Origin of the sequence: Roseibium sp. MMSF_3247 (genome assembly GCF_030733765.1) — a bacterium.
GTDB lineage: Bacteria > Pseudomonadota > Alphaproteobacteria > Rhizobiales > Stappiaceae > Roseibium.
Window position 1 is genome coordinate 964580 of the sequence record NZ_JASHII010000001.1, and the last position, 24324, is coordinate 988903.

23 protein-coding genes are annotated in these 24324 nt (G+C 57.0%); 14 read left to right on the forward strand and 9 right to left on the reverse strand.

Translation table 11 applies throughout. The annotated features are described in order from the left end of the window. The first annotated feature begins 68 nt into the window (after positions 1–68). The 4 genes from RBB44_RS04360 (at position 69) to RBB44_RS04375 (ending at position 2390) form a co-directional block, all read left to right on the forward strand. Positions 69–443, forward strand: a complete 375-nt coding sequence (locus RBB44_RS04360; RefSeq protein ID WP_306149535.1) for a hypothetical protein — start codon at positions 69–71, stop codon at positions 441–443. Between the two features lie 344 nt (positions 444–787). After that, on the forward strand, positions 788–1258 hold the full coding sequence (locus tag RBB44_RS04365; protein ID WP_306149534.1) for a DUF411 domain-containing protein: 471 nt from the start codon (positions 788–790) through the stop codon (positions 1256–1258). A 1-nt stretch (position 1259) separates the two neighbouring features. Continuing rightward, positions 1260–1916 (forward strand): L,D-transpeptidase, encoded by a 657-nt coding sequence (locus tag RBB44_RS04370; protein WP_133948116.1) that lies wholly within the window; start codon positions 1260–1262, stop codon positions 1914–1916. A gap of 3 nt (positions 1917–1919) precedes the next feature. Beyond that, a complete protein-coding gene (locus RBB44_RS04375; RefSeq protein ID WP_306149533.1) occupies positions 1920–2390 on the forward strand; it encodes a c-type cytochrome in 471 nt (156 codons plus the stop codon). Between the two features lie 18 nt (positions 2391–2408). Here the strand turns inward: RBB44_RS04375 and RBB44_RS04380 are convergent, their stop codons facing one another. Genes RBB44_RS04380 through RBB44_RS04390 form a run of 3 tightly spaced genes read right to left on the reverse strand, consistent with a single transcriptional unit; the run spans position 2409 to position 6753 of the window. Continuing rightward, positions 2409–3620, reverse strand: a complete 1212-nt coding sequence (locus tag RBB44_RS04380; RefSeq protein ID WP_306149532.1) for a mandelate racemase/muconate lactonizing enzyme family protein — start codon at positions 3618–3620, stop codon at positions 2409–2411. An 11-nt stretch (positions 3621–3631) separates the two neighbouring features. Beyond that, entirely contained in the window at positions 3632–5119 is a 1488-nt protein-coding gene (locus RBB44_RS04385; RefSeq protein WP_306149531.1) for an aldehyde dehydrogenase family protein, read from the reverse strand. Continuing rightward, positions 5116–6753, reverse strand: a complete 1638-nt coding sequence (locus tag RBB44_RS04390; RefSeq protein ID WP_306149530.1) for a GMC family oxidoreductase — start codon at positions 6751–6753, stop codon at positions 5116–5118. Before RBB44_RS04390 ends, RBB44_RS04385 begins: the two co-directional genes overlap by 4 nt. A gap of 149 nt (positions 6754–6902) precedes the next feature. On the opposite strand from RBB44_RS04390, the gene RBB44_RS04395 reads away from it, so the two are divergent. Beyond that, the gene (locus RBB44_RS04395; protein ID WP_306149529.1) at positions 6903–7787 is read left to right on the forward strand and encodes a LysR substrate-binding domain-containing protein; all 885 of its coding nucleotides are present in this window, start codon (positions 6903–6905) and stop codon (positions 7785–7787) included. Here RBB44_RS04395 and RBB44_RS04400 read toward each other — a convergent pair. Next, on the reverse strand, positions 7784–9874 hold the full coding sequence (locus tag RBB44_RS04400; RefSeq protein WP_306149528.1) for a fatty acid cis/trans isomerase: 2091 nt from the start codon (positions 9872–9874) through the stop codon (positions 7784–7786). The genes RBB44_RS04395 and RBB44_RS04400 overlap by 4 nt on opposite strands. 291 nt (positions 9875–10165) lie before the next feature. Then, positions 10166–10399 carry a hypothetical protein gene (locus RBB44_RS04405; RefSeq protein WP_209172849.1) on the reverse strand — a complete coding sequence of 78 codons (234 nt, stop codon included), beginning with the start codon at positions 10397–10399 and terminating at the stop codon, positions 10166–10168. Between the two features lie 191 nt (positions 10400–10590). On the opposite strand from RBB44_RS04405, the gene RBB44_RS04410 reads away from it, so the two are divergent. The 5 genes from RBB44_RS04410 (at position 10591) to RBB44_RS04430 (ending at position 15900) form a co-directional block, all read left to right on the forward strand. Continuing rightward, the gene (locus RBB44_RS04410) at positions 10591–11916 is read left to right on the forward strand and encodes an FAD-binding oxidoreductase (protein WP_306149527.1); all 1326 of its coding nucleotides are present in this window, start codon (positions 10591–10593) and stop codon (positions 11914–11916) included. A gap of 1 nt (position 11917) precedes the next feature. Beyond that, positions 11918–13240: an FAD-binding oxidoreductase gene (locus RBB44_RS04415; protein WP_306149526.1), complete on the forward strand. Its 1323-nt coding sequence runs from the start codon at positions 11918–11920 to the stop codon at positions 13238–13240. A 38-nt stretch (positions 13241–13278) separates the two neighbouring features. Next, on the forward strand, positions 13279–13779 hold the full coding sequence (locus RBB44_RS04420) for a ClbS/DfsB family four-helix bundle protein (protein WP_306149525.1): 501 nt from the start codon (positions 13279–13281) through the stop codon (positions 13777–13779). A gap of 63 nt (positions 13780–13842) precedes the next feature. After that, the gene (locus RBB44_RS04425; RefSeq protein ID WP_306149524.1) at positions 13843–14865 is read left to right on the forward strand and encodes a VOC family protein; all 1023 of its coding nucleotides are present in this window, start codon (positions 13843–13845) and stop codon (positions 14863–14865) included. A gap of 141 nt (positions 14866–15006) precedes the next feature. After that, positions 15007–15900 carry a DMT family transporter gene (locus tag RBB44_RS04430; RefSeq protein WP_306149523.1) on the forward strand — a complete coding sequence of 298 codons (894 nt, stop codon included), beginning with the start codon at positions 15007–15009 and terminating at the stop codon, positions 15898–15900. Positions 15901–15904: 4 nt separating this feature from the next. On the opposite strand, the gene RBB44_RS04435 is transcribed toward RBB44_RS04430, so the two are convergent. After that, positions 15905–16900 (reverse strand): J domain-containing protein, encoded by a 996-nt coding sequence (locus RBB44_RS04435; protein WP_306149522.1) that lies wholly within the window; start codon positions 16898–16900, stop codon positions 15905–15907. A gap of 185 nt (positions 16901–17085) precedes the next feature. Then, positions 17086–17568 carry an RT0821/Lpp0805 family surface protein gene (locus RBB44_RS04440; RefSeq protein WP_306149521.1) on the reverse strand — a complete coding sequence of 161 codons (483 nt, stop codon included), beginning with the start codon at positions 17566–17568 and terminating at the stop codon, positions 17086–17088. An 83-nt stretch (positions 17569–17651) separates the two neighbouring features. Between RBB44_RS04440 and pdxH the strand changes: the two genes are divergently transcribed. Then, a complete protein-coding gene (gene pdxH, locus RBB44_RS04445; protein WP_306149520.1) occupies positions 17652–18287 on the forward strand; it encodes a pyridoxamine 5'-phosphate oxidase in 636 nt (211 codons plus the stop codon). Positions 18288–18293: 6 nt separating this feature from the next. On the opposite strand, the gene RBB44_RS04450 is transcribed toward pdxH, so the two are convergent. Further along, complete coding sequence (locus RBB44_RS04450; protein ID WP_133948089.1) at positions 18294–19268, reverse strand: CorA family divalent cation transporter; 975 nt, start codon at positions 19266–19268, stop codon at positions 18294–18296. A 769-nt stretch (positions 19269–20037) separates the two neighbouring features. On the opposite strand from RBB44_RS04450, the gene RBB44_RS04455 reads away from it, so the two are divergent. Then, on the forward strand, positions 20038–21024 hold the full coding sequence (locus tag RBB44_RS04455) for a DUF1499 domain-containing protein (RefSeq protein ID WP_306149519.1): 987 nt from the start codon (positions 20038–20040) through the stop codon (positions 21022–21024). Between the two features lie 10 nt (positions 21025–21034). Here RBB44_RS04455 and RBB44_RS04460 read toward each other — a convergent pair whose 3' ends face one another. Next, on the reverse strand, positions 21035–21937 hold the full coding sequence (locus RBB44_RS04460; protein WP_306149518.1) for an MBL fold metallo-hydrolase: 903 nt from the start codon (positions 21935–21937) through the stop codon (positions 21035–21037). A gap of 112 nt (positions 21938–22049) precedes the next feature. Between RBB44_RS04460 and RBB44_RS04465 the strand changes: the two genes are divergently transcribed. Both RBB44_RS04465 and RBB44_RS04470 read left to right on the forward strand, forming a co-directional pair. Continuing rightward, positions 22050–22571 (forward strand): SRPBCC family protein, encoded by a 522-nt coding sequence (locus RBB44_RS04465; RefSeq protein ID WP_306149517.1) that lies wholly within the window; start codon positions 22050–22052, stop codon positions 22569–22571. 161 nt (positions 22572–22732) lie between these two features. Further along, positions 22733–24049: an ATP-binding protein gene (locus RBB44_RS04470; protein ID WP_306149516.1), complete on the forward strand. Its 1317-nt coding sequence runs from the start codon at positions 22733–22735 to the stop codon at positions 24047–24049. Positions 24050–24324 lie beyond the last annotated feature (275 nt).

Sequence of the window (24324 nt, forward strand, 5' to 3'; positions counted from 1 at the left end):
CGATGAAGTGAGTGATTTTCATCCAGCCGGGACTGGCTTTTCAGAAACAACTGCGATAGGGCGATCCCATGCGTTCGTTTTTGACGGTCCTTTTGCTGATTCTTTTCACTGCGGTGCATGGTGTGCCGGCGGCGGCATTCAACGTGTCCGATTGGAAAGGCCAAGTGGGATCGTTTTCTGTAGCGGCCGTGCTTGAGGACATGAACAACGTCGATATGCCTGTGCAGACGGCGGACTTGAAGGAAGTCATGGTCTGCTGTGGCCAGGAAGTCAGCGATGCTGCGCAGCATGCCGGCAGCAAATGCTCAAGTGACTGCGCCTCCGTTTTGCCCATGCCGCCCGGTTTGGTGTTACCTGGCTCCGTCCGGGTTCACGAAAACACTGGGAAGACGCTCACGATGGCAGCGCCCGCCGTCGCAGACCACCCGCCCCAATCTGTCTGAGACCGGAACTGCCGGCGCTTGCCGGCCCAAGTTACTCAGACAGAAAGGGAGCAAGATGCTCGCCTCACATAACGTTTCGCCGCTGCGCAGCCGGTTCGCTTTTGATCGGTTGCGGCAGAGTGCCAGTCCCCGTTCGCTCTTCATGCTGGTGTGCTGCCTCATGATGGCCGCAGGAATGGCTATTGTTCTTGCAAGTGCGCCAGCCAGTGCGTCGTTTGCCGATCGCTTCTGGCCCGTTTTGCCGCTTGCCGGTTGTTTGGCGATGCATTTGATCATGCATCGCTTCATGGGGGGATGTGTCCACCAAAGAAGCGGTGACAACCGCACACACGGAGACAAATCCAATGCTTAATCACAAACTGGTCCGCACAGGCGCCCTTGCGGCAGCGCTGTTGGCCGCTCCGGCGATGGCGGATGAGGAACGCACGGTCACAGTGTTCAAGACCCCTTGGTGTGGGTGCTGCCACATCTGGGCGGAAGAGGTTGCCAAGGCCGGCTACAAGGTCGAGATCCGCGACATGGAAGATCTGACCTCCATCAAGAAGCAGGCCGGCGTTCCGGGCGATTTGCAGGCCTGCCACACGGCTGTGCTTGGCGATGAGCGCAAGTACGTGCTGGAGGGTCATGTCCCTTTGCAAGCAATGGATAAACTGATGAGTGAGCGCCCCGACATTCGCGGGCTGGCAGTTGCCGGGATGCCGACGGGGTCGCTCGGAATGGACTACGATCCCGCGGCTCAATATCTGGTACACGCCTTGCCGATGGAACCTGGTGCAACACCACGCGTTTATATGAAAATGGGCGAGGTAAAGTAACGTGTCTTTGCTGACAAGAAGATCATTTCTTGCCGGTTCGGCGAGCCTGACAGGGCTCGCCGTCTCCGGCTGCGTGTCGACGACGACACCGCCGGCTGCGCCGCCGGTCTCACCGTATCTATCCATGTACCGGGCGATGCCGGAAGAACGGTTTCCGATCCCGGCGATCAATCTGAACAAGGTTCCGGAGCGTTATTACCGCAAGCAAGTGCGGTATAACACGCCCGAGCGTGTCGGCACGCTGATCGTCGATACCTCCAACTATTATCTCTATCTGGTCCAGGAAAACGGCATGGCCATGCGCTACGGTGTTGGTCTTGGCCGAGCCGGATTCGAATGGTCGGGCCGCGCCCGAATTGCCCGAAAAGCGCCATGGCCAAGATGGGTCCCGCCGGAGGAAATGATCCAGCGCGAGCCGGAGCTTGAGCAGTGGAGCTGGAAGAACGGCGGCATGGATCCGGGTCTGGAAAACCCGCTGGGTGCGCGTGCGCTCTATATTTATCAGGGAAACGTCGACACGCTCTACCGGATCCACGGCACAGCCGAATATTGGACGATTGGGTCCGCTGTTTCCAGCGGCTGTGTCCGTGTGATGAACCAGGACATCATCGACCTTTATGGCCGTGTGCCGGTGGGGTCCCAGATCGTCGTTATCTAGGTCGTGGGGAAACCATTACATTATCTGGCGATTGCCGGGGCTCTGATTGCGGGCCTCGGCGCCGCCGCTCTGTTTGTGATTCCAGGCAACGAAAACACCGGTTTGCTTAAGCCTGAAAATGCCGACGTGGTTGCGCGCGGGAAGGACATCTACGACGAGACCTGCGCGGCTTGCCACGGGGCGAATCTGGAAGGGGAGGCGGATTGGCAAACGCCAAAAGCGGATGGCCTCCTGCCGGCGCCGCCTCATGACGTCTCTGGTCACACTTGGCACCATTCCTCGAAACTGTTGTTCGACATGACCAAGTACGGCGTTGCCGAGGCTGCAAATCTTGAAAATTACCAATCAGCCATGCCCGCTTATGAGGGCGTGCTAACGGACGATGAGATCATTGCTGTGTTGTCTTTCATCAAGGCAAGCTGGCCCGAAGATGTCCGGGCCAGGCACGATGCGCTTGATGCAGCCACAAACTGACCAGCCCTATGGTATTTCCTAAAGCGGTAGTGCTGGCGTTTTCTGAAAACCCAAATGGAGCTCGGTGCCGGTGTAGGGATTGGCGCGGGCAACATCTTCGTTGAGGTCATGCCCAAGGCCCGGTTCCTCTGACGGGATGATGTAGCCGTTCTCCCACCGGATCGGTGTGTTGAGAAGATCTGCGAAGAACCCGTCAAAGGTGCGGATTGATTCCAGCACCAGGAAATTCGGGCTGCAGGTCGCAAGCTGGATATTGGCGAGCGCCACCAAAGGCCCGCAATAAAGGTGCGGAGCGACTTGCGCCGAATGGCATTCCGCCATCGCCGCGATCTTCTTGGCCTCCAGCAGTCCACCGACCCGGCCAAGGTTCATCTGCAAAATGCTGGCGGCTCCCGTCTCCAGAACACGCGAGAATTCGTACTTTGTGCAAAGCCGCTCGCCGGTTGCTACCGGAATGGAGGTGAAGCGGGCCACTTGCGCCATATCCTCCGGCTTTTCAGGCGGGATCGGCTCTTCGAACCAGAGCGGGTCGTACGCTTCCAGCCGCCGGGCGAGGCGCTTGGCACCAGACACCGTGAACTGGCCATGGGTGCCGAACAATAGATCGGCTTTTGTGCCGACCGCTGCGCGGATCTGTTTGCAGAACGCCTCGGAGCGCTCCAGATCCTCAAGGCTCGGTTGGTGACCGTCATAGATGGTGTAGGCGCCGGCCGGGTCGAATTTAACCGCTGTAAAGCCTTGGTCGACGGCCTTAGCCGCTGCTTCAGCGGCCATATCCGCGTCGTTATAGACGTTGGGTTTATCCGGGTCCGGATAAACATCGCCATCGGCTGGATAAAGATACGTGTAGGAACGCAGCCGCTCATGCACCTTGCCGCCGAGCAGCTCATAGGCGGGTTTGCCCGCCGCCTTGCCGATGATGTCCCAGCAGGCCATTTCCAGACCCGACAGCACGCCCATGACGGTCACATCCGGACGCTGCGTATATCCGGCACCGTAGGTCTTGTGCCACAGCTTTTCGATATGATGCGGGTCTTCGCCAGCAAACTGGCGCTCGAAGACATCGACTGCCATCTGTGCCACCAGCTTCGGCCCAAAGGTGGCATTGTAGATCTCGCCGTAGCCCGTGATGCCGCACTCAGTCACCAGCTTGACGAAGATGAAGTACCGCCCTCCGTGGCGGGGCGGCGGGTTGCCAACGACGAAGGTCTCGATATCGCTAAGTTTCATGTCGAACCGCTTTAGCTGGCGTTGCTGATCGTGATGGCTTTGACTTTGGTGTAGGCATCAAGGCCTTCCCAGCCCTTTTCTCGGCCATAGCCGGATTTCTTATTGCCGCCAAAGGGCAGTTCCAGACCGCCCGCCCAATAATCGTTGACCGAAACCTGACCGCTGTCGAGCGCATGGGCAACCCGCATCGCGCGACCGGTGTCGCGCGTGTAGACACTTGCCATCAAGCCGAACTCCGTGCCGTTCGCCAGCTCGACGGCTTCGTCTTCGGTTTCGAAATTCTGCACTGACAGGACAGGCCCGAAGATTTCGTCCTGAACGGCGGGGTCGTTGGCCCGCAAATCCGCGATAATGGTGGGCTGGAAAAACCAACCTTTACCGGTTTCCGGATCAGTGGTCACATCGCCGCCGGTCAGGATGTTGGCGCCGCGCGCCTTGGCTGCATCGACATGGGCCTTGACCCGGCCAAGGTGCAGATCAGAGTTGATCGCCCCCATATCCGGGTTCTTTAGGCCATGACCCACTTTCAGGTTGCTTGCGCGTTCCGTGAGGATGGCGAGGACTTCATCACGTAAGGACTTGTGCAGGATGAGCCGGGAACCCGCCGAACAGATCTGACCGGAGTTGGAGAAAATCGCCCAATAGGCGCCATCCGCAACCTTTTCAGGATCCGCATCTTCGAAGGCCACCAACGGGGACTTACCGCCGAGTTCCAAGGTGAGGCGGGTGACGTTCGGGGCCGCCATTTGCGCGACATTGACGCCGGTGGTGACGGAGCCCGTGAAAGTCAGCTGCTTGATCCGGGGATCGCGGGCCAATTTGGCACCGACATCACTCCCGAGGCCGGTCACAACGTTGACCAGCCCGTCCGAAACGCCGGCCTCGCTGAGGAGCTCGGCCATCACAAGTGCGGTGAAGGGTGTCGTCTCTGCGGGCTTGGCAACAACAGAACAGCCAGCGGCAAGGGCAGGGGCAACGCCACGCGCAAATGTGGACGTTGGATAGTTCCAGGGAATGATGTGGCCGGTGACACCCACCGGCTCGCGAACCGTAAAGGCGGTCAAGTCCGGGCCAAGGTTCACCGACCGGCCGTCCAGCTTGTCGGCAGCGCCTGCATAATACTCAAACAGCCGCGCAGAACCTTGTACATCGCCTTGGGCCTCTGCCAGCGTCTTGCCGCTGTCGAGGACTTCCAGGACCGCGAGGCGGTCTGCGTTTTCACGGAAGACACGGGCGACGTTGTTCAGAACGCGGCAGCGTTCGGACGGCAGCGCTCTTGCCCAGTCTTTGGCGGCTTTTTCGGCCGCCTCGATTGCCGTGTCCATATCGGCCTCGGTGCCGAGCGAAAACTCGGCAAAGGCCTCGGCACGGGCTGGATCGAAGCTTTCCATCTTCCGGTCGGAGGCGGAAGTGAACCGCCCGCCGATGAAATGGCCATCCGGGAGGCCATCAATGCGTCCTGTGGAAAGGTAGTTGGCGGCAAGGTCTTGAACGGTCATGCGGAGGCTCTTTTGTGATCTTCCAGAATTATATCAGCGCCCTTGAGGGCAAGCATCATGGTGGGGGCGTTGGTGTTGCCGGAGGTAATGTTCGGGAACGCCGACGCGTCTACCACACGAAGACGCTCTATACCGTGAACTTTCAAACGGTTGTCGACAACCGATGTTTCCGCGCTGGATCCCATCCGGCAAGTGGACACAGGATGATAGACGGTCCCAGCGCGGGAGCGGAAATCCTCCAGGAGGCCTTGATCGTCCAGCTTCAAAAGGTCTGGTCCGGTAGGCCGGGCGACGATCGCCTGTAAAGCCTTGCTCGCCATGATCTTCTGGCACAGCCGGCCGCCGGAAATGACCGTTTCCCGGTCTTCGTCCGTCGACAGGGAGTTCGGCTGAATGGATGGCGCGACAGAACAGTCTGCGCTCTTGATATCAATCCGGCCCCGGCTGGTCGGCCGCGCCGGCTGGGCGCAGATGATGAAGCCGTTGAAGGGATCAAGGGTAAAGCGGGAGGAACCGCCGGAGGATTTCATCTGATAACTGATCGGATTGAAATAGATTTGCTGATCCGGCTGGGTGAGCTCCTTGCGCGAGCGTAGGAAGCCACCGCACTGATTGACCGACAGGGCCAAGGGGCCTTTGCGCGACAGGGCATATTGGAACGCTGCGCGCATTTGCCCGATAAGTGGCCGCAGAATCGCATTCAGCGTTGGTTCACGGGCTTGAAACGTGTAATTCGCAGCCAAGTGATCCTGCAGGTTTCCGCCCACATTGTCGTTGGCTTGGACGACCGGAAGGCCAAGCGATTGCAGAATCTGCCCCGGTCCAACACCAGAGAGCTGAAGCAGTTGAGGTGAGGCAATCGCACCGGCAGACAAGATAACTTCCCGGCGGGCGGTCAAAACTTCGCCGGATACCAATTGAACGCCGGTTGCGCGCTGTCCCTCAAAGAGGATGCGCTTTGCCTGCGCGGCTGTGCGCACTGTCAGATTTGGGCGTTTGAGGGCGGGGTGCAAAAAGGCGCGAGACGAAGAGCACCGAAGTCCGGCTTTCGTGTTGATGTGGTAGATCCCGGCCCCTTCGGGCTGATCGCCGTTGAAATCTTCCGACAAAGGCAATCCGGTTTCCGTGATCGCAGCAAAGAAATGACGGTTCAGCGTGTGGATCTCGCGGGAGATGTCCTGAACGTTGATCGGGCCGCTGCCACGCTTACTCCCATCCGCACCGGTCTTTGTTTCCAGGCGCTCGAAGGTTTCACGCACCGCGGACCATGACCATCCATTTGCGCCTGAGCTTTCCCAGTCGTCGTAGTCTTGCGGCAAGCCTCGGCAATACACCATGGCATTGATAGACCCGGAACCGCCAAGCATTTTTCCGCGTGGCCAATAGAGCGACCGGCCATTCAATCCGTTGTCAGCTTCGGTCATGAATTGCCAAGTGCGTTTTGGATCGGCGTAGAGTTTGCCGTAGCCAAGTGGCAGTGAGACCCACGGTGAACCGTCGGCCCCTCCCGCTTCCAAAAGCAGCACCGTCGTGCCGGGGTCCGCACTCAAACGTTCGGCCAGAATGCAGCCCGCCGAACCGGCGCCCACAATGATGTAATCGGCTGTTTGCAAGGTCGGATCTGCTCCGGTCATTTGATCGCTCCAGTAACTGTCGATGAGTTTGCAAAAAGCCTGAAGCGAAAAATCATTTGGTGTAACATTGAAAAAATTTGAAAGAGGCAACGGGCGCACAATGAGAAATGGAGCGATCTTCAACATAATCCAGCGGCTGAGAACCTTGGATGGCCTATAACCTTCCGCCCTTGCCGTGGTTGAGAGCGTTCGAAGCAGCGGCCCGGCTCGGAAATTTCACGCGTGCCGCCGAAGAACTCCTGATTACGCCGGCCGCTGTCAGCTATCAGGTGCGCCAGCTGGAGCAGCAGCTCGGATATCCATTGTTTGATCGCCTGCACCGAGAGTTGAAATTAACCCGGCTGGGGCAGACCTATCAGCCGTCGGTGGAAAAGGCGTTTTCCGATCTCTCGATTGCAACGGTTTCGGTCTTTGGCGGGCGGGAGCGCAAGCCGGTCCGGTTCCGTTGCCTGTCCAGTTTCGGGCACCTCTGGATGATCCATCGGCTTGCGGCTTTTCAGGCGGAGAACCCCGGTGTCGACCTTCAAATGATCTCCGCCGCCTGGGCTGAGACCCTCAATCCGGATCTCTTTGAGATCGATGTGCGGTTTGGCGATGGAACCTGGAGTGACGGCACTGTTGAGTTCCTGGTCAACGACCCGGTGATCGCCGTTTGCCATCCTGATCTTGCGTTGGACAGCACGAAAAGCGACGTGGAACAGCTTAGTCAGGCTGTCCGGCTCGACATCATGGGGGTTCTGGACACTTGGGAAAGCTTTTTCCGTCTTTATGGATATGCAGTTCCGGGGCGGTCAGGGCTGCAGGTAGACCAAACTCTGTCTGCCCTCGAGCTGGCGGCCCTTGGTCATGGCCATGCACTCGTTTTGGAAACGCTCGCCAAACCCTATCTGGAAAGTGGTCGGCTCATTCGCTCAACGGACAAGGTCATCACAAGCCGGCACAGCTATTATTTGGTGACGTCCGGACCCCGCCAAGCCCTAAGCCCTGAGGCTCAGGCCTTTTGCGACTGGCTGATCCGGGAAATGCGGGCTTAGTTGAAATTGAAGGTGAAACCCAACAGCCGCTCGATCGGATCTGTCACTTTCGGGTCAACGTAGCGATTGAGGTCCAAAAGACCAGCTTCAACAGCATCTTGTGCGTCCAAGGCAGCTTGAACCTGATCAAAAACCATCCAGAACTCTGCATGTGTTCGGCGAATGCCGAAGGTCTCCACCACGCCCTGAAAATCGGTCTGACTGCGAACCGCGCTCAATGCCTCGACAAACTCGGGCAGTGCAGCCTCTTTCACTTGGAAGATAAAGTTCGGGTAGCTGCTGAATTGGCCCGGAACAATCGTCATCGCGTCATCTTCCGGCTTGCGGCGCAAATCCTCGTTGAAGACGAAGGCAACGTTACTGTGTGCCATGTCGTGCACCAGCGTGTAGATCTCGTCGTTCTCCGCGCGCTTCACAACAAGCACGGCGATATCGGGCATGAACTTGGCAAACGGTGCGGGTTTCACCGTCAGCGGACGCAACTGGCCGGCTGGTGTCTCAGGCGAGGCACAAGTTTCCCCGGTACAGCGGTTGATCGGGTCGACTTTCGGCCAGAGGCCCGGCTCAATCTGAAGGAGCTCCTTCAGAAATTCCGCTTTCGGTGTTTGTGTCTGAAACGTTATGCCGGTTGGTGTCTTGGTATCGAGAGGCGCTTCTTTCCATCGGTCGACCAGGGACACGAGGGTCCCCTGGTACCAGGAGCTGTGGAGCGGATCCCGGCTTTTGGGAGGCAGAAAGGACAGGAACATGCGTTCGCCTTCACGGCGCAGGCTGTCCATGTAAAGACGCGTTGTCAGCTGGTGTTCGACATTTCCGAAGACGTCGAACCCGGCAACAAGATTGTAATAGATCCGTTCAAACAGAGGGAAATCGATCACCCAGGCGGTTTCAGGTATGGACCCCGCAAAGCCGCGCACCACAGATGCGGATGAGAAGTTCCGGTAAACGGTCAACCGGGCATCATGGTTGTTGCCATCCCCGTCCCAGATGTCCTGATAATTCAGGCCGCCGGTTGTCCGGGCAGCATGCCTGTAGCGGGCCTGCCGAAATTCCTGATACTTGATGGGGCCAAGTGTCAGAAAATTACGCATTCGGCCCGAAATAGAGCTGTCTGAGACGGCGACCGGCAGTTCCAGAATGGGCGTTGCCTGTGGCAGATAATCAGGGTCGGTCACAGAAAGGTCGGCATCAGGGTCGAGGAACGACACCCAGAAGCGGTCCTCGATCACATTCACCGCGACCTGGCCATAACACACCGGTCCGCGAATGAACGAGCGGACAAAATAAAGAGCGTTGTCGAGTAGGAATTGATAGCGGCCGCGGGCCGGGATTGCCGCGAAGGTCGAGAGCGGATTGCCGCCAGCAGTCGTAGAGTAGGCTGGCAGTGCATCTAACGACCAGTCGGGTTTCAGGAACAATTCTGTGTAGCGGGCAAGCCGCTTCTGTCCGATTTCATAGACGATGTGCTGCTTGTGCAGGATCGTCTCGTTCAACGGGATCAGGCGGTAGAAGAAACGGCCGCCCGGATCATCAAAGGGGCGGCGCGACGCAATTTCATCGGCCGGTTCACCCGGTGCAGTTCTAGACCGGATCAAACGGAAAAAGCGGTCCGGATGATCGCCTTCAAGGTGCAGATGCGCCAGGAACAGATGTTCGTAGATGTAGCGGGCAACGAGTTTCGATTTCAGCGCCGTTTGATTGAAGAACCCTTCAATTTCAGCCACCTGCGCCGAGACACCTGGTGGGAGATCAACGGGCTCCACGGTGCCGGGCGCCCCGGCCTTGGCCCAGGCCAGTAAAATCCGGTAGTCGCTTTCTGGAAGCGGAGCCATACCGTAAGGCATACCGCCAAACTGATGATCGTTCAGATAGTCTGCCGTTTCATTTGGCGCAGGGCACGACGTGTCCCGGTTCAATCCGAGCTCAACTTCGTCTGGCAATGCCGCGCCCAGTATAAACGGATTGTCGCGCCCGGACTGCAGCAATTGTACCAGCGTCGAAGGTTGTTCTGATGTTCCCGTGACCGGAAAGAATCCCTTTTGCCGCCATTCTGGAACAGTCTTCGCATCGATCCTCAACCGCGTCATTGGTGCATCATCAAGGCGGGAAGATTCGTAGACCTTTTGTTTGCTCGCCCCTCTGGCCCATCCATCGGGGGAAGACAGTTTGAGTTGGCAGGGGGCATCATAGCAGCCGTGACACACCACGCAGCGGTTGTTTAGTACATCCTGAACCTGCGTTTGAGGGGAGTGTTGCGCCTGCGCAGGACTGACAATCAGGAGGCCAAGCCCCACCGACGCCAGAGCGGGTTTGACCCTGCCGAAGGTTGTGCCTTTAAGGAGTGCCAAATAGGGGCTCAACACGTGTGGCATCTCCCGTCATTCCTGATCTTCAGGCGGTTTCGTTGTCGAGCCTTTGTAGGCGATGAGATACCCATAGAACGCATAAGCCGTAATCGCCCCTACGATGATCGCCCAGGTTTGGTTGTCATTATAATATTCCACGCCCGTCCAGGCTGCACAAAAGCCGACGATCAGGATCCGCCTCCAGAGAGGATCCAGCCAGGGATGTTCAAATCCACCAAACACAAATTTGCCTTTCTTCTTCGCCATCAGTGGCGATGACTGGCTTCGGGGCTTCCTTAAGGTAAGGTGTCAAGATGTTGCGCAACAAAGTGAAATTCCAACAGCCTACGCCTTTTTGCCTTGCAACATTGGTCACAAGAGAACAGGGTAATCAAGCTAGCCGATGCTGAAAAGGCCATCTGCATCATGACACCATTCATGTATACCGGCACCGCGACATGCTGAACTCGCTTGACCTTCTAACCGCCAATGACACACCGGGCCAACACCCGCCCTCCTACTATGCTGCAACAGCACGGTGGCAGACGACCTATGCACCGTTGGACGGGCCACGGGCTGCCGATGTGGTGATTGTCGGTGCCGGTTATACTGGGCTTTCCGCGGCACTTCATCTCGCCGAGCGCGGCTTGGACGTTGTTCTTCTTGAAGCCAACCGCGTCGGTTGGGGCGCGTCCGGACGCAACGGAGGACAAGTCGGGTCCGGTCAGCGTGTCGAACAGGATGTCCTGGAAACCCGTCACGGCAAGTCTCATGCAAAACTTCTTTGGGATTTGGCCGAGGATTCCAAAGCGCTTGTCAAAGACCTGATCGCGAAACACGAGATTGCTTGCGACTACACGCCTGGAATTCTTCACGCCGATCATCGCAAGTCTTACGTGGAAGACAGCCGCGACCACGTCGAACATCTCCGGCTGACCTATGGCTACGAGCAAATCAGGTTTGTCGATGGTGATGAGATCGGCGACATGGTCGGCAGTCCGAAGTATTTCGGCGGATCGCTGGATATGGGTGCCGGACACCTCCATCCGCTGAACTACGCGCTGGGCCTGGCTCTTGCTGCAGATAAGGCGGGCGCAAAGATCTTTGAAGAAACCAAGGTGACTGGCATAGAAGAGCATGCTTCCGGCGGTGTGCAGGTCACAGCGGACACCGGCACTGTGAAAGCCCGTCACCTTATCCTTGCCTGCAATGGCTATCTCGGCAAACTCAATCGGGAAACGGCAGCCCATGTCATGCCGATCAACAACTTCATTGTTGCGACGAAGCCGTTTTCTGAGGACGAAGCCCGGGCCCTGATCCGCGACAATGTCGCAGTCGCCGACAGCAAGTTCGTGATCAACTACTTCCGTCTGTCTGCTGATCGGCGTCTGTTGTTCGGCGGCGGCGAGAACTATGGCTATCGCTTCCCGGAGGACATCAAGTCGTTTGTCCGCAGGCCGATGACTGAGATTTATCCGCAGCTGACGGACGTCGAAATCGACTATGGCTGGGGTGGTACTCTCGCCATCACCCCAAAGCGGATGCCCTATTTCGCACGCGTCAAACCCAACATACTGACCGCGACGGGCTATTCCGGACACGGCGTTGCAATGGCAACGCTTGGAGGGCTGCTTCTGGCCGAAGCCATTGCTGGAACCGCAGGGCGTTTTGATGTCTTTGAACGGCTTGATATTCCGGCGTTCCCGGGGGGCGACAAGTTGCGTTTTCCGCTGCTCGTCCTAGCTATGACATGGTTCTCACTGAGGGATCGGCTCGGCATCTAAAATGCTTCAAAAGACACAAGATCAGCGGCGACTGGCGGGAAGCTATTGGGAGGCGAGCAGGCCCGCAGTGCGCACGGACCGTCAACTGATGGGCAATGCGTTGTTTGATGTTGCAGTGATCGGTGCCGGATTTGCCGGGTTGAGTGCTGCGATGAAACTGGCAGCGGCTGGTGTTTCGGTCTGCGTCCTGGAAGCAGAGCATGTCGGCTACGGAGCCTCAGGCCGGAACGGTGGATTTTGTTGTTTGGGTGGGACCAAACTGAGTGTGCACCAGCTTGTCCGGCGTTTCGGTTTGGAAGAAGCACGCAAGTTTCTTGCCTATCAAGTCGCCGGCATCAACCAGGTCGCTCAGCGGCTGGAGACTTGGGGGATTGACGCCGACTGCCATTCCAAAGGCGAAATCACTCTGGCGCACCGGCCAAAAGACCTTGACGGTTTGAAGGCTGAAGCGGCCTACCTGAAGGAGAAATTCGGGATCAAGTCCCGGGTGCTGGACAAAGCAGCGCTGGACGAAGAAGGTTACGGCGGTCCCGGCTTTCACGGCGGTCTTCACATCCCGTACGGGTTTGCGCTCAATCCGATGGCCTATCTCTTTGGCCTTGCCGATCAAGTGCGCAGGAAGGGGGGGCGGATCTACGGAAAGTCCCCGGTGAATGGTATGAGCCGCGATGGGGACCGGTGGCGGCTTGATACCGAACATGGCTTCGTGCGCGCAAAAGGTGTCGTGCTTGCCGGCAACGGTTATGCGAAGGAGAGCGTGCCCAAATGGCTTCACGGCCGAACGCTCCCGGTCATGTCGTCCATCCATGTTACGCGCCCAATGTCCGAGGATGAGTTGTCCGCTCAAGGCTGGACGTCGCAGACGATGGCGTCGGACTCCCGTATTTTGCTGCATTACTTCCGGCTGATGCCCGACCGAAGGTTCCTGTTTGGAACGCGCGGCGGAATATTCGAGACCGATCCGTCCCTCAAAGCCATGCACAAGCGCGCAAGGCAGGATTTCGATCAGATGTTTCCCGCCTGGAAGAATGTTGAGAGTGAATATCAGTGGTACGGCCGCGTCTGCCTTTCCCGCAACCTGACCCCGTTTGTCGGTGAAATCCCCGGGATGGACGGTGTTTATGCGGCAATGGGCTGGCATGGAAGCGGAATTGCCATGGCCTCCTTGTCCGGAGAAAAAGCCGCTGGTCTGATATTGGGCACCGTGCTCCCTGAAGACCTGCCCGCCGCTCTGCAACAACCGTTCAAACGTTTCCCGCTGCCTTCGTTGCGCAAGCTCTATCTGCAAGGAGCCTACTGGTGGTACGGATATAAGGATCGGTAAGGTTTTGAGGAAATCCAGTTTGGTATCGCAGGTCAAAGATGGCGGCAGGGTCAAAATCAGAGCTTCTTGAGATCACCGAAAAGGAATGGAGCAAACTCAAGGATGTGCTTGATGCCTTTCCGGCTATGCAGCGCCTGGAAAAGGATGAAGACGGCATCAGCCCCAAGGATATCGTGGGACACCGTGCGCACTGGATCGAGTTGTTCTTGAAATGGTATCAGGATGGTCAATCGGGCGTCCCGGTCCACATCCCCGCTGAAGGTTACAAATGGTCGGAAACGCCGCGCTACAATGCCGATTTGAGAGCGCGTCAATCCGGCTTTTCTTGGGTCTCTGTCCGCACACTGCTTGAGGCCAACCATTTTGAATTGCTGGCCCTTGTCGAAAATCTGACTGACAAAGAGCTCTATGGTGCGCCGATGAAGGGAAGCCGGAGCAAATGGGCCGCTGGTCGTTTTGCAGAAGCTGCCGGTGCAAGCCACTACCGGTCGGCTGTCAAATATCTCCGGAAACGGATGCGCGCAGCCAAAGCCGGATAAACACTGCCATTGCATCCAGCCATAACAACGCCCATCTCGGGCTAAGTGAGAGTTGGAGGAATGATGGCGGTCGGAGACTTTGTTTGGTGTGACCTGTCCACCTTGCGCCCTGAGACAACCAGGCATTTTTATCGAGACCTTTTTGGTTGGGACTATTCGGTCAACCAGCTGCCAGATGGCTCTGACTATGCCGTAGCTGAAAGCAGGGTTGGTGAAGCTGCTGGCATTTTCGAAATGCCCAGAAAATTCCAGGAGATGAAGCTCCCGAGCTTCTGGATGGGATACATCGAGGTTGGGGATGCTGATGCGGCGGTGGCCTCAGCGCGAGAAAACGGCGGCAAGGTTGAGCTGGGTCCGGTGCCATTTCAAGACGGTGCTCGCATCGCGTTGATCCGGGATCCGCTTGGCGCTGGCTTTACCGTCATTGAGAACAGCGGCCTGCCAGTGCGTTCGGATAATGCCCTTGAAGGCTCAATGATTTGGAATGCGCTTTATGTTTCAGACGCCGCCCGGGTTATCACCTTCTACGAGCACTTGTTTGGCTGGCGTTTCAAGCCGTCATCGGGAGCTGGAGAAACATACAGTCGTTATCAGATCCTAAATTCCAATGGCCGTCATGTCGCAGATCTCGTGCAAGCCCCGGAAGCGATCCGCGGCTCTTTCGAGTTCTGGGGCATACACTTTTCGGTTGCCGACCGAGATCGCGCCAAGGCGACCGTCGAGGCCAAGGGCGGAGCGGTTCTCTACGAGGACGATGATGCGGTCCTAGTGCAGGACCCGGATGGCGCGGCGTTCTTCGTGGCTGTGCCCAAAGCTGGTGCATCGAGTGAAGACGACTCGGCGTCCAAGCCTCTTTTCCGTTATTGGAAGCCTGCGGCCGCGCTGGCCGTGTTGTGGGGGGCATTTTTGCTGGACCAATCCTGGGTCTGGGGGCTGATATTCCTGGCCTGGGCCATTCCGGCACTTCGCACCGGAGAAACGCATCTCATCGAACCGGTTCGCAAACGCGAAACACCCGTTCTGTTTTGGTCGATTACGCTTACCTGGATCATTTTAAGCGCCGCTGTGCTGATATACGGCCTCTAACGGGATATTGGCTCTCACCTAATTGACGCTGCGCCCAACGCCAATGGTGCCTTTCGCATCTGCGCGTTCGAGTACAGTGACTGCTTGCTATTCTTTTTATAGCGCATTATTGCTATGAAAAAAATAGCATGAGGTCTTGTGATGATAGCGTTGCTGCCGGCAGTCGCCGCTTTGTCGGCGTCATTTGGTTGGGCATCTGGAATTGTCTTGGCGCAGTGGCCGGCCCGTCAGCTGGGTGCTTTTGAGTTTACGAGAATTCAGCTGATAGCGTGTGCGGCCTTGATGTCTTTGATGTCGTCAGTGCTGGGTCTGTGGCCGGCCCCTGCCACCATGGACATTCCAGCATACACTTTGAGCGTGGTCGGTGGTGTCTTGCTCGGCAATCTTGCCATGATCGAGTGCCTCCGACGGGGAGGCCCACGTCTGACGGAACTGTTTTTGTGCTTGAAGGCGCCTCTTGTTGCGTTGATGGCCTACATTTGGCTCGGCGAGACGCTTTCTCTTGCGGACATCACAGGTGCAGGCGTGGTTATTACGGGCATTGTTCTGGCGATCCAGGCCAATCACGCGGATGAGGTGCCGATAACCGGTGCTCGCAAAATCCTGGGCCCAGTGGTTCTATTGGGGATTGCAGCCGCCGCTCTTCAGGGAGGTGGGTTTCTTGCCGTCAAGCCGATGCTTGAGCAAGGTGCAGAGCCCATTGCCGTGGCGGCCATTCGCCTTACAGGTGCAGCCGGTCTTGTTGTTTTGATTAGCCTGTGGCCAGCGGCGATCTTCAAGCTAAAATCCGAGCCTAACGCTTATCTTCTTGTGCGCACGATCTTGCCAGGCGTCATTGGCTACGGATTTTCTTCGTCTCTGTTGCTTTATGCCTTTGCGCACATGGAGGCAGGGATCGCGGCGGTGCTGGGATCCCTATCCCCGCTGTTTGTGCTGCCGATCCTGTGGCTGAAATCAAAAATGCGCCCGGACCCCAGGGCCATTGCGGGCGCATTCCTTGCGGTGACAGGCACCGCCATCATTGTTCTGGGTTAAAGTCCTAGTCGAATTCGGCACCGCGAACCCGGTACGGGGTGATCTCCCGCCATGCCTTCATCAAAGTGTCCAGCTCATCATCCCCGTGCGGCGGCAGCATAATCTGGATCTTGACCAGGAGGTCGCCATGACCGCCGTTTTTGGTCGGCAAGCCTTTGCCCTTCAAACGCATGGTCTTGCCGCTGGAGGTATTCTCCGGAATGGTCAGATTGACAGCGCCGGTCAGGGTCGGTGTCCGGATCTTAGCGCCGAGGATCGCCTCATAGAGTGTGATCGGCAAATCCAGATGAAGATCGGAGCCTTTGACGTCAAACAGCTTGTGCGTCTTGAAGCGGACCTCAATCAGGGCATCGCCTGCAGGACCACCTTGGTCGCCCGGATGACCCTGACCTTTCAATCGGATCTTTTCGCCCTCAACCACGCCTTTGGGAAGTGTGACATTGACGGTTTTACCGCTCGGGAGCGTAACCTGAGCCTTGCCGGAGTTGAGAATATCCTCCAGCGACACAGCGGCTATCAGATCTGCATTCGCGCCTTTGGAGGGGGAGGGCCGCCGCGCCTTGGCGCCGCCTGCACCTGCAAACCCGCTGGCACCTGGGCCCGTACTTCCGCGCGCGCCACCACGGCCGCCGAAACCCCCCAGAATGTCATTCAGGATGTCATCGAACCCGCCACCGCCCGCAGCTCCGCCAGAGGACCGGAACCCACGCGAACCACCGGCTGCACCAAAGTCTTCAAATCCGGAAAAGCCGTCAAAACCACGCGACTGGAATTTCTGCTTGCCCTCGGCATCAATTTCGCCGCGATCAAACTGGGCCCGCTTGTCCTTGTCGCCGATGATTTCATAGGCTTGGTTTACTTCGGAAAAGCGCTGCTGCGCCCCCGGATCGTCCTTGTTCTGATCCGGGTGGTACTTTTTGGCCAATTGCCGAAAGGCCTTTTTGATGTCGCCCTCGCTGGCGGATTTCGCCACCCCGAGAACGCTGTAGGGATCCCGCATTCGTCTCACCAGTGTTCACAAGATTGCCGGTCTGGACCGCTTGTGCCGGTCTTGATGCCTGTCACAAGGCACTGCCTGCATATCGTTGTCCGACCATCGTTACCTTAGATATCGTAACGGATAGGAAAAAATTCCAGAGCGCCGACGGTGGACCCTCGGATCTTTTACAGCGAATTTTCCGTTGTTCAAGCGTCAGCGACTGTGAGCGCTGTGACGGCAAACTTCTGCGTAATGTCCCGGCAAGCTGTGCCGGAGTAAAGTTTGATGCCGCTGATGGTGTTGGCGGTGGTTTTGAAACCAAGGCACCCGGTCTGCGTAAACGCAGTCGAATTGATTTCGGAAATTGTTCCAGAATTTCCGCTGATACCGTTCAGCCACGGCAGTTTCAAGTCGTCCAGGCCCGCTCCGCTCGGCAGATCCTGGTCAAGAGTGTCGAAGTTCTTCGCAATGGATTGCCGGTCCTCAACGCTGAGATCTGTGTAGGCTTCATCTGCCGCTGAGGGAATGGATCCCGTCAGAATGGTCGGTGTTTTCATGTCATCGGTGCCGACCTGCATGCCAACCTGGCTGCATCCCGATGTGGTCAATCCCATGACAAGTGCGCACACCACTGCGTATTGGCTTTTCAGGGGGTGGATCTTGCTGGGTCTGGCAGTATATGAACGCATACGGCGCATCACTTGATAGCCTTTCTCAAGGGCGGCATCTTCTTGCCGTTCCTCCGGCCATCGAATCCTTCGACAGGGTACCAATGACAGACCTCAAGAATCCCCATGAAGAGTTAACAAAAGGTGACTTTGTTGAGGCAGAGAAACCATTTGAGCTGTTTGATGAATGGCTTGAGGAAGCCAAAACGACCGAACCCAACGATCCGAATGCTTTGGCGCTGTCGACGGTTGATCCGGACGGATTGCCAAATGTACGCATGGTTCTCCTGAAGGGTTTTGATGAAACCGGGTTCGTTTTTTACACAAACCTGGAAAGCGCCAAGGGCCGTGAGCTGTTGTCGGCTGGTAAGGCAGCCATGTGCTTCCATTGGAAGTCGCTGCGGCGGCAAATCCGGATCCGCGGCGAGATTGTCCAGGTGTCCGCCGAAGAAGCCGATGAGTATTATCAGTCCAGGCCGCGCGGCAGCCGTATTGGTGCCTGGGCCTCCCGCCAATCCCGGCCGCTGGAAAGCCGTTTTGCATTGGAAAAGGAAGTTGCCAAATACACGGCGAAGTTCGGCATTGGCGAAATTCCACGCCCAGAACATTGGTCTGGTCTGCGCTTGATCCCAAGTGAGATTGAGTTTTGGGCGGACCGGCCCTTCAGGCTTCATGACCGGGTAAAGTTTACGAGGTCCAGCCCGTCTGAACAGTGGAGTAAAGAGCGCCTTTACCCCTAAACCAGCTCAGAGCAGCCGGAGCCAGCGGAACAGGAAGAAGGTCACTCCGACAGAGATGACCATCAGACCAATGGCAAACAGGAACCCCATTTGCCATTGGAGCTCCGGCATATTGACGAAATTCATGCCGTAGATCGACGCAATAAGCGTCGGAGGCAAGAAGATCAGCCCCAGAACGGTAAAGATTTTCGCGATCTGGTTTTGCTCCATGGAGACCAGGCCAACGGTTGCATCCAAAAGAAATGTGAGTTTGTTGTCGAGCGCATCGCCGTGCTCCTTGATGGAGTGGATGTCCCGCCCATACATCTTGCAATCGGTCAGTTGGTCGTCGCTGAGATTGAAGCGCTTGGCATGGGTGGTCATATAGAGCACCATCCTTGCCAGTCCGGCGCACACATCGTGCATCTTGGCAACTCTCAAGCCGATCCGTCCCAGTTCCCTGATCGCGTCCTTGTAGCTAGCGGTTTTCCGTGTGTTGAGGCCGTCGCCGAAGACTTTCAGCGCAAGGTCGTCATAACAAGCAGACGCGGTTTCCATTTCGTCGGCGCACCGGTCGACGATGATGTCCAACAGCGCGAACATGATCGCAGGTCCAAGATGCGCGATTGTCGCGTCCGATTGTACCTTTCGGGCCAAAAGTGTCAGGGATTTCGGCTCACCGTATCGAACGGTCACCAGGCGTTTTGCATTCAGAACAAAGGTCACGGAAGACCGGACCGGATCAAGGGTATGAGACACAGCAGGCATTTGTGCTGTCATCACGACCGCGCCGGGTTCCAGATAGAAGCGTTCTGACGTTTCGATTGAGGTAATTTCGTCCCGGTTTGGGATCTCGGCCCCCATCAACCGCTCTGCCTTGGTCCGCTCTTCTTGAGTTGGACTGATGAGGTCAATCCACACGGAGGTTGATGGCAGGGCTACGTCATCGGCAAGCTCGATACGTTCCAGGCCATTCACTGACGGGCAATAGGCAATGATCATTCAGACAAGCTCCACCCAGATTGCAATGCAATCGACACTCAGGAACTTGCCCAAAATAACTGGGCGCACGCAACCACTTTTGCGGCTATGCCAATAACATACCCTGACCAACAAACAGTGTTGACGGATTATGCAAACGCTGACGTTTTGCACGCGCTGTTGCTGCGCATGCAAAAGGGTCTGACGGTATGTCGTTTGTATCGAAATCAGAAGGCGATGCCTGATCGCCTATGATTACGCCTGACGGATTATTTTCCGGAGGTCTTTTTTGAGAACGGACGCAAGCACAATGCCGCAGCGTTTAGGGCTGCGATGCCAACTGGCTTGTAGAGGCTTTCAAGTTTTGCTCCAGCCTGTGCAGTTTGTGCAGGGCGGGCAGTTTGATCAGACATTGTTCCGTTCCGTCTTTCTGTCTCAGTTTTTTTATCGATGCGGCCTAAGAGTGTTTCGATCCGCACCGGTGATGTGATGCCGGAATAAGGCGCTTAGATGACATTTTGTCCATCTTCCGCTTTTTCTTATCCGGATAAACGTAGGATGCCCCGACGTTCCGTGTTCGGCTACTCAAAAAGGATGTCAGGTTGTTACCAACTTGGGTCAAACGTGAACAATTGCGGTAAGGCTTTCTTAACGAACCGGGTGAGCGTATTGGTTGCGAAGTAATTCAGGCCGGAGACCGATGTATTGCCGGGGACATCAGGCACATGCCCGCTATGCCGACACGGTGAGGAATGCTAAACAGGCGGTTGGAAACTGAACGCAAGGTCAGATGAAGCAATACCCGGCTCACAGATCAAAAGCTGCACCAGCCAGCCGCACTCTCGGGGCGCTTGCGTTCGCGCTGGCTTTGGTTACCTTGGTGACGCAGCGTTTTGACCTTCTCACACCCGATACATTCGTTTTGTCCCTCTCTGTGGCAGCCGTTTTGGCCGTCACGGCCATGCTGTGTGGGCTGATTGCATTTGTCCGGATCTGGAGCCGTGGCGGCGGCGGTATCGGATCTTCCATACTTGGTGTCATGTTGGGTACTGTTGCGCTGTGTGCGCCTGCAGCCGTTTTGGGACTTCTCATCGTGGATCCGGAACTCACGGATGTGACCACGGACCCGGACGAGCCTCCGCTGCTGGTGGAGGTTCTGCCGCAGTCGGACCAGGCTGTATTGGTCTGGATGGCGTCGCATGTCCGGAACACGGCCTGGACCCAGTACCAGGAGACCATGCGCACTGAGAGGTCAGCCGCGGAGCTTCAATTAGAGCTCTACCCGGACATTGTTCCACGGCGCTACCGGATAACTCCAGGCGAATTGCACGCGGCTGCAAAGAAGGCGGTTGATGAGCTGAACTGGCGGGTTGTTGATGAACTTCCGCCCGACCTCTTGGATGCGCCCACCGCGTTATGGGCCGAGGAAACCACCCAGCTGTTGGGCCTTAAGCATGATATTGCCCTGAGGGTCCGCCCGGATCCGGTCGGTGCGCTCCTTGATGTCCGCTCCAGATCCCAGTCGCCTTTACGTGAGTTTTCAGGCAATGCGGATGTCATCCGAGGTCTCATGGCTGAAGTCGACCGGGTTCTTCTTGAAACCTACGGCGATCTGGAGCGTCTGGCGGTTGAAGAGGTCGACCTTCAGGAAGACGCCCCTCTGGAAGTTTTTGAGCGCGATCGGGAAACAATCCCGCTGCCGAGCTTCAAGCCCTACTTTGAAGATGATGAAGGGCTCTCTGCCGATGCCTTCGAGCTGGATGATCTCGAAGGATGATATCTATCGGTTACGCTGCCAGCCGGAACGTTGCGTCCAGAGCCAAGCTCGGATCAGCCACTGTCCTTCCGCGTTCGGTCAAATCCTCCAAGTGCGCAAACACCGACAACCCTGCGGCACCATGCAGTTTGGGATCCACATCAGCGTAAAGCTTGGCAACGATCTCCGGAATGCTGCTTGGCTGACTGCTGAGTACATTTAGGATTGAGGCCTCGCGGGACAATCTGTGCCGTTTCAGCTGCTCAACATAGAGGGGCGCATCAGAAACAACACCGCCATGCCCTGGCAGATAGGTTGTCTCGGAGCGCGCAAGCAGCTTGTCGATGGACGCCATGTAGTCGCGCATGGACCCGTCGGGGGCAGCGACAATGGACGTAGACCAAGCCATGACATGGTCGCCACTGATCAGCACGTCTTCGCCGGAGAGTGCAAAACACATGTGATTGGCGGTATGACCTGGTGTGGCGATGGCTTCAAACTTGATGCCTGCTGCTTCAAATACATCGCCATCCTGATACTCCTGATCCGGCGCGTAGTCTTTGTCCCCGCTGGCATCCAGTGGATTGACTTCACCTTCCATGAGGGGGCGGGCCGTATGGTGCGGCGCGCATCCGATGATCTTTGCGCCTGAGCGTTCTTGAAGCATCCGTGCCGCGGGCGAGTGGTCCACATGTGTGTGCGTGACCAGGATAGCCTCGATCTGTGCGCCATCCGTCAGCGATAGCAAGGTGTTTACATGTCCTTCGTCCGCCGGGCCCGGATCCACAACAACCAGGTGCTTCTGGCCCAGAATGTAGGTGTTCGTGCCATGAAAAGTGAACGGGCCCGGGTTTCTTGCTGTCACGCGGCAAAGGCCGGGCAGGAGCTCCACGCGTTCCCCATAGCGCGGATCGAAGGATCGGTCATGTTTCATGCTAAGATGGTTCCTGGAGGATGGGATCGGACGTCACGCAATTGACGTTTGAATCGTATAACGGCCATATGATGAAGCATCGAGCCCAAAACATGGGATCTTGTCAAACCCGATGAAACAAGATGTCGAAAACAACGCTGCCATGACGAGCCAAGCGGCATCGGAATTCGAATGCCGGTTTGAGAGCGTAATACCGCTCGCGCGACTTGATGCGTTCAAGCTGGTTGTCGACCATCCGGAGCTTTGGTGGTGCCCGCCCATGAGTGAGGCCCCCAGCGGTGACCTTGATGTCCGCATAGAGCCCTTTGCTGGCGGCGCCTGTTACCAAATCGACGACAAGGGGCAGCGGCGCATCTGGGGCACCGTTCTTTCCATAGAAGAACCACTCTATATTCGGATTTCTTGGCAGGTGGCGCAGGATGGCAGTTTGATCGCCGATCCAGCGGCAGCCAGCCGGGTCATGCTCAATTTCCGCGAGGCCGGAGAGGTGACGCGGGTTGAGGTCGTACACAACAAGTTTCTGCGGCATGGCGAGGCGGGCGGCGAATATATGCAGCTCATGATGCAATCGAATGGCTGGCCACGAATTTTGAAGAACATGTTAGAGGCGGCAAAAACGCTGAAGCGGAAATGATGCGCCTGCGTCAGGAAGCCGCCATTCTGTCGTTTAGCTGACATGCATTCTGTGCTAGGCGGAGTGCACCTTTCATGTCTTCACACTTTAACCTGCAAGGTGAGGTGTCGAAATAACCATAATCGGCGGACACCCAGAGTTCGTTTCAAACCCGCAAGCCCATGACCGTGTCTCAACCGCCTTTTGAAGACAGCCCTCAAATTTCGCCTGTGGAAACACCGCGGCGCCGCTTGAGGGATGCGCGGTGGGCGCTCTTGGCCAGCGCGGTCATTCTGACTGGTCTTGTGGTTGTGTATGAAATCCCGGTATGGGTGGGGTTCCTCTGTTTTGCGGCCACTTTGGCAGCCACGCTCTCAATTCCCCGCAACTCCGCCAGCCGACGGCTGAAGATCAATGCGCAGCGCAGAATGCGGCGCATGTGGCCTGGAACGGACATGAAGGTCACGGTCGATGCGTTGCCTACGCCGTGCTTCGTTGCAGATGCGCGTGGCATCACTCGGTATGTCAACGCACGGGCGATGGAGATTTACCCCGGCGCGAAACCGGGAGATCCGCTGTCGTTCTCCTTGCGGGCTCCATCGCTTTTGGAGGCGTTTGATCGCGCCTGTTCAAACGGCACTGCAGAGCGCATCAATTGGATCGAGAAAGTTCCAACAGAAACCTGGCTTGAGGCCTATATCGCGCCCATTCACGAGCCGGGTCCTCAAGAAGGACAGGCGAGCAGCCGTAAGCCCGCTTTTGTTCTTGTCGTGGTCCAGGATCAGACGGAAAACCGGCGCCTTGAACGTATGCGGACCGATTTCGTAGCAAATGCCAGCCATGAACTGCGCACGCCACTCGCGTCACTGACCGGTTTTGTCGAGACCTTGCAAGGGCCAGCTCGCGACGACGCGGAGGCACGTGACCGATTCTTGTCGATCATGCTGGATCAGGCCGGGCGGATGCGCCGGTTGATCGACGACATCTTGTCATTGTCGCGCATCGAACTGCGTGCCCACGTTCGCCCGCAAACTTCAGTCGATCTTTGCGAAATCGTCCGGCATACAAATGACGCTCTTGGGCCGTTGGCGCGCGACATGAAGATGACGATCCGGCTGGATCTCCCCGAGACGCCGGTGATGATTTCAGGTGACCGGGACGAACTGATCCAGGTAACAGAAAACCTGGTCGAGAATGCGCTCAAATACGGCAGCACCGGCGAAGTCGTCGATGTCAGCTTGACCTCCAAACAGATGGGCGAGAGCGAGATCGCGTGGGAACTTGCCGTGCGTGACTACGGAGAAGGGATTGCTCCGGAACACCTGCCGCGCCTTACAGAACGGTTCTACCGCGTTGATGTTGATTCCAGCCGGGCCATGAAAGGCACAGGGCTGGGTCTTGCGATCGTCAAGCACATCCTGACCCGTCATCGCGCCCGGCTCGATGTGGAGAGCGCGCCGGGCAAGGGCGCCACGTTCAAGGTGATCATTTCCGGCTAGTGTCTGTTTCCGAGCCGAGCAACCGCGACTTATCCGGTTGCTGGATCGAAAGTCTTCATTGTCAGAATGACTTATGGGGCGAGTTCGCTGGCTAATCACGCGAACCGTGCTGGAACGTGTTCTACTACCTAAAGAAGCGGGTTCGAGGTGAGGAGACCTGAGAGCTTCTCCACTGCGTGTCAGTCACGCCATGGATTATGTGTCAATCGGAAGCGCTGGATGACACAAAGAAATGTAGAATTGTAGAATTAATCAATAAATACATATACTTACAA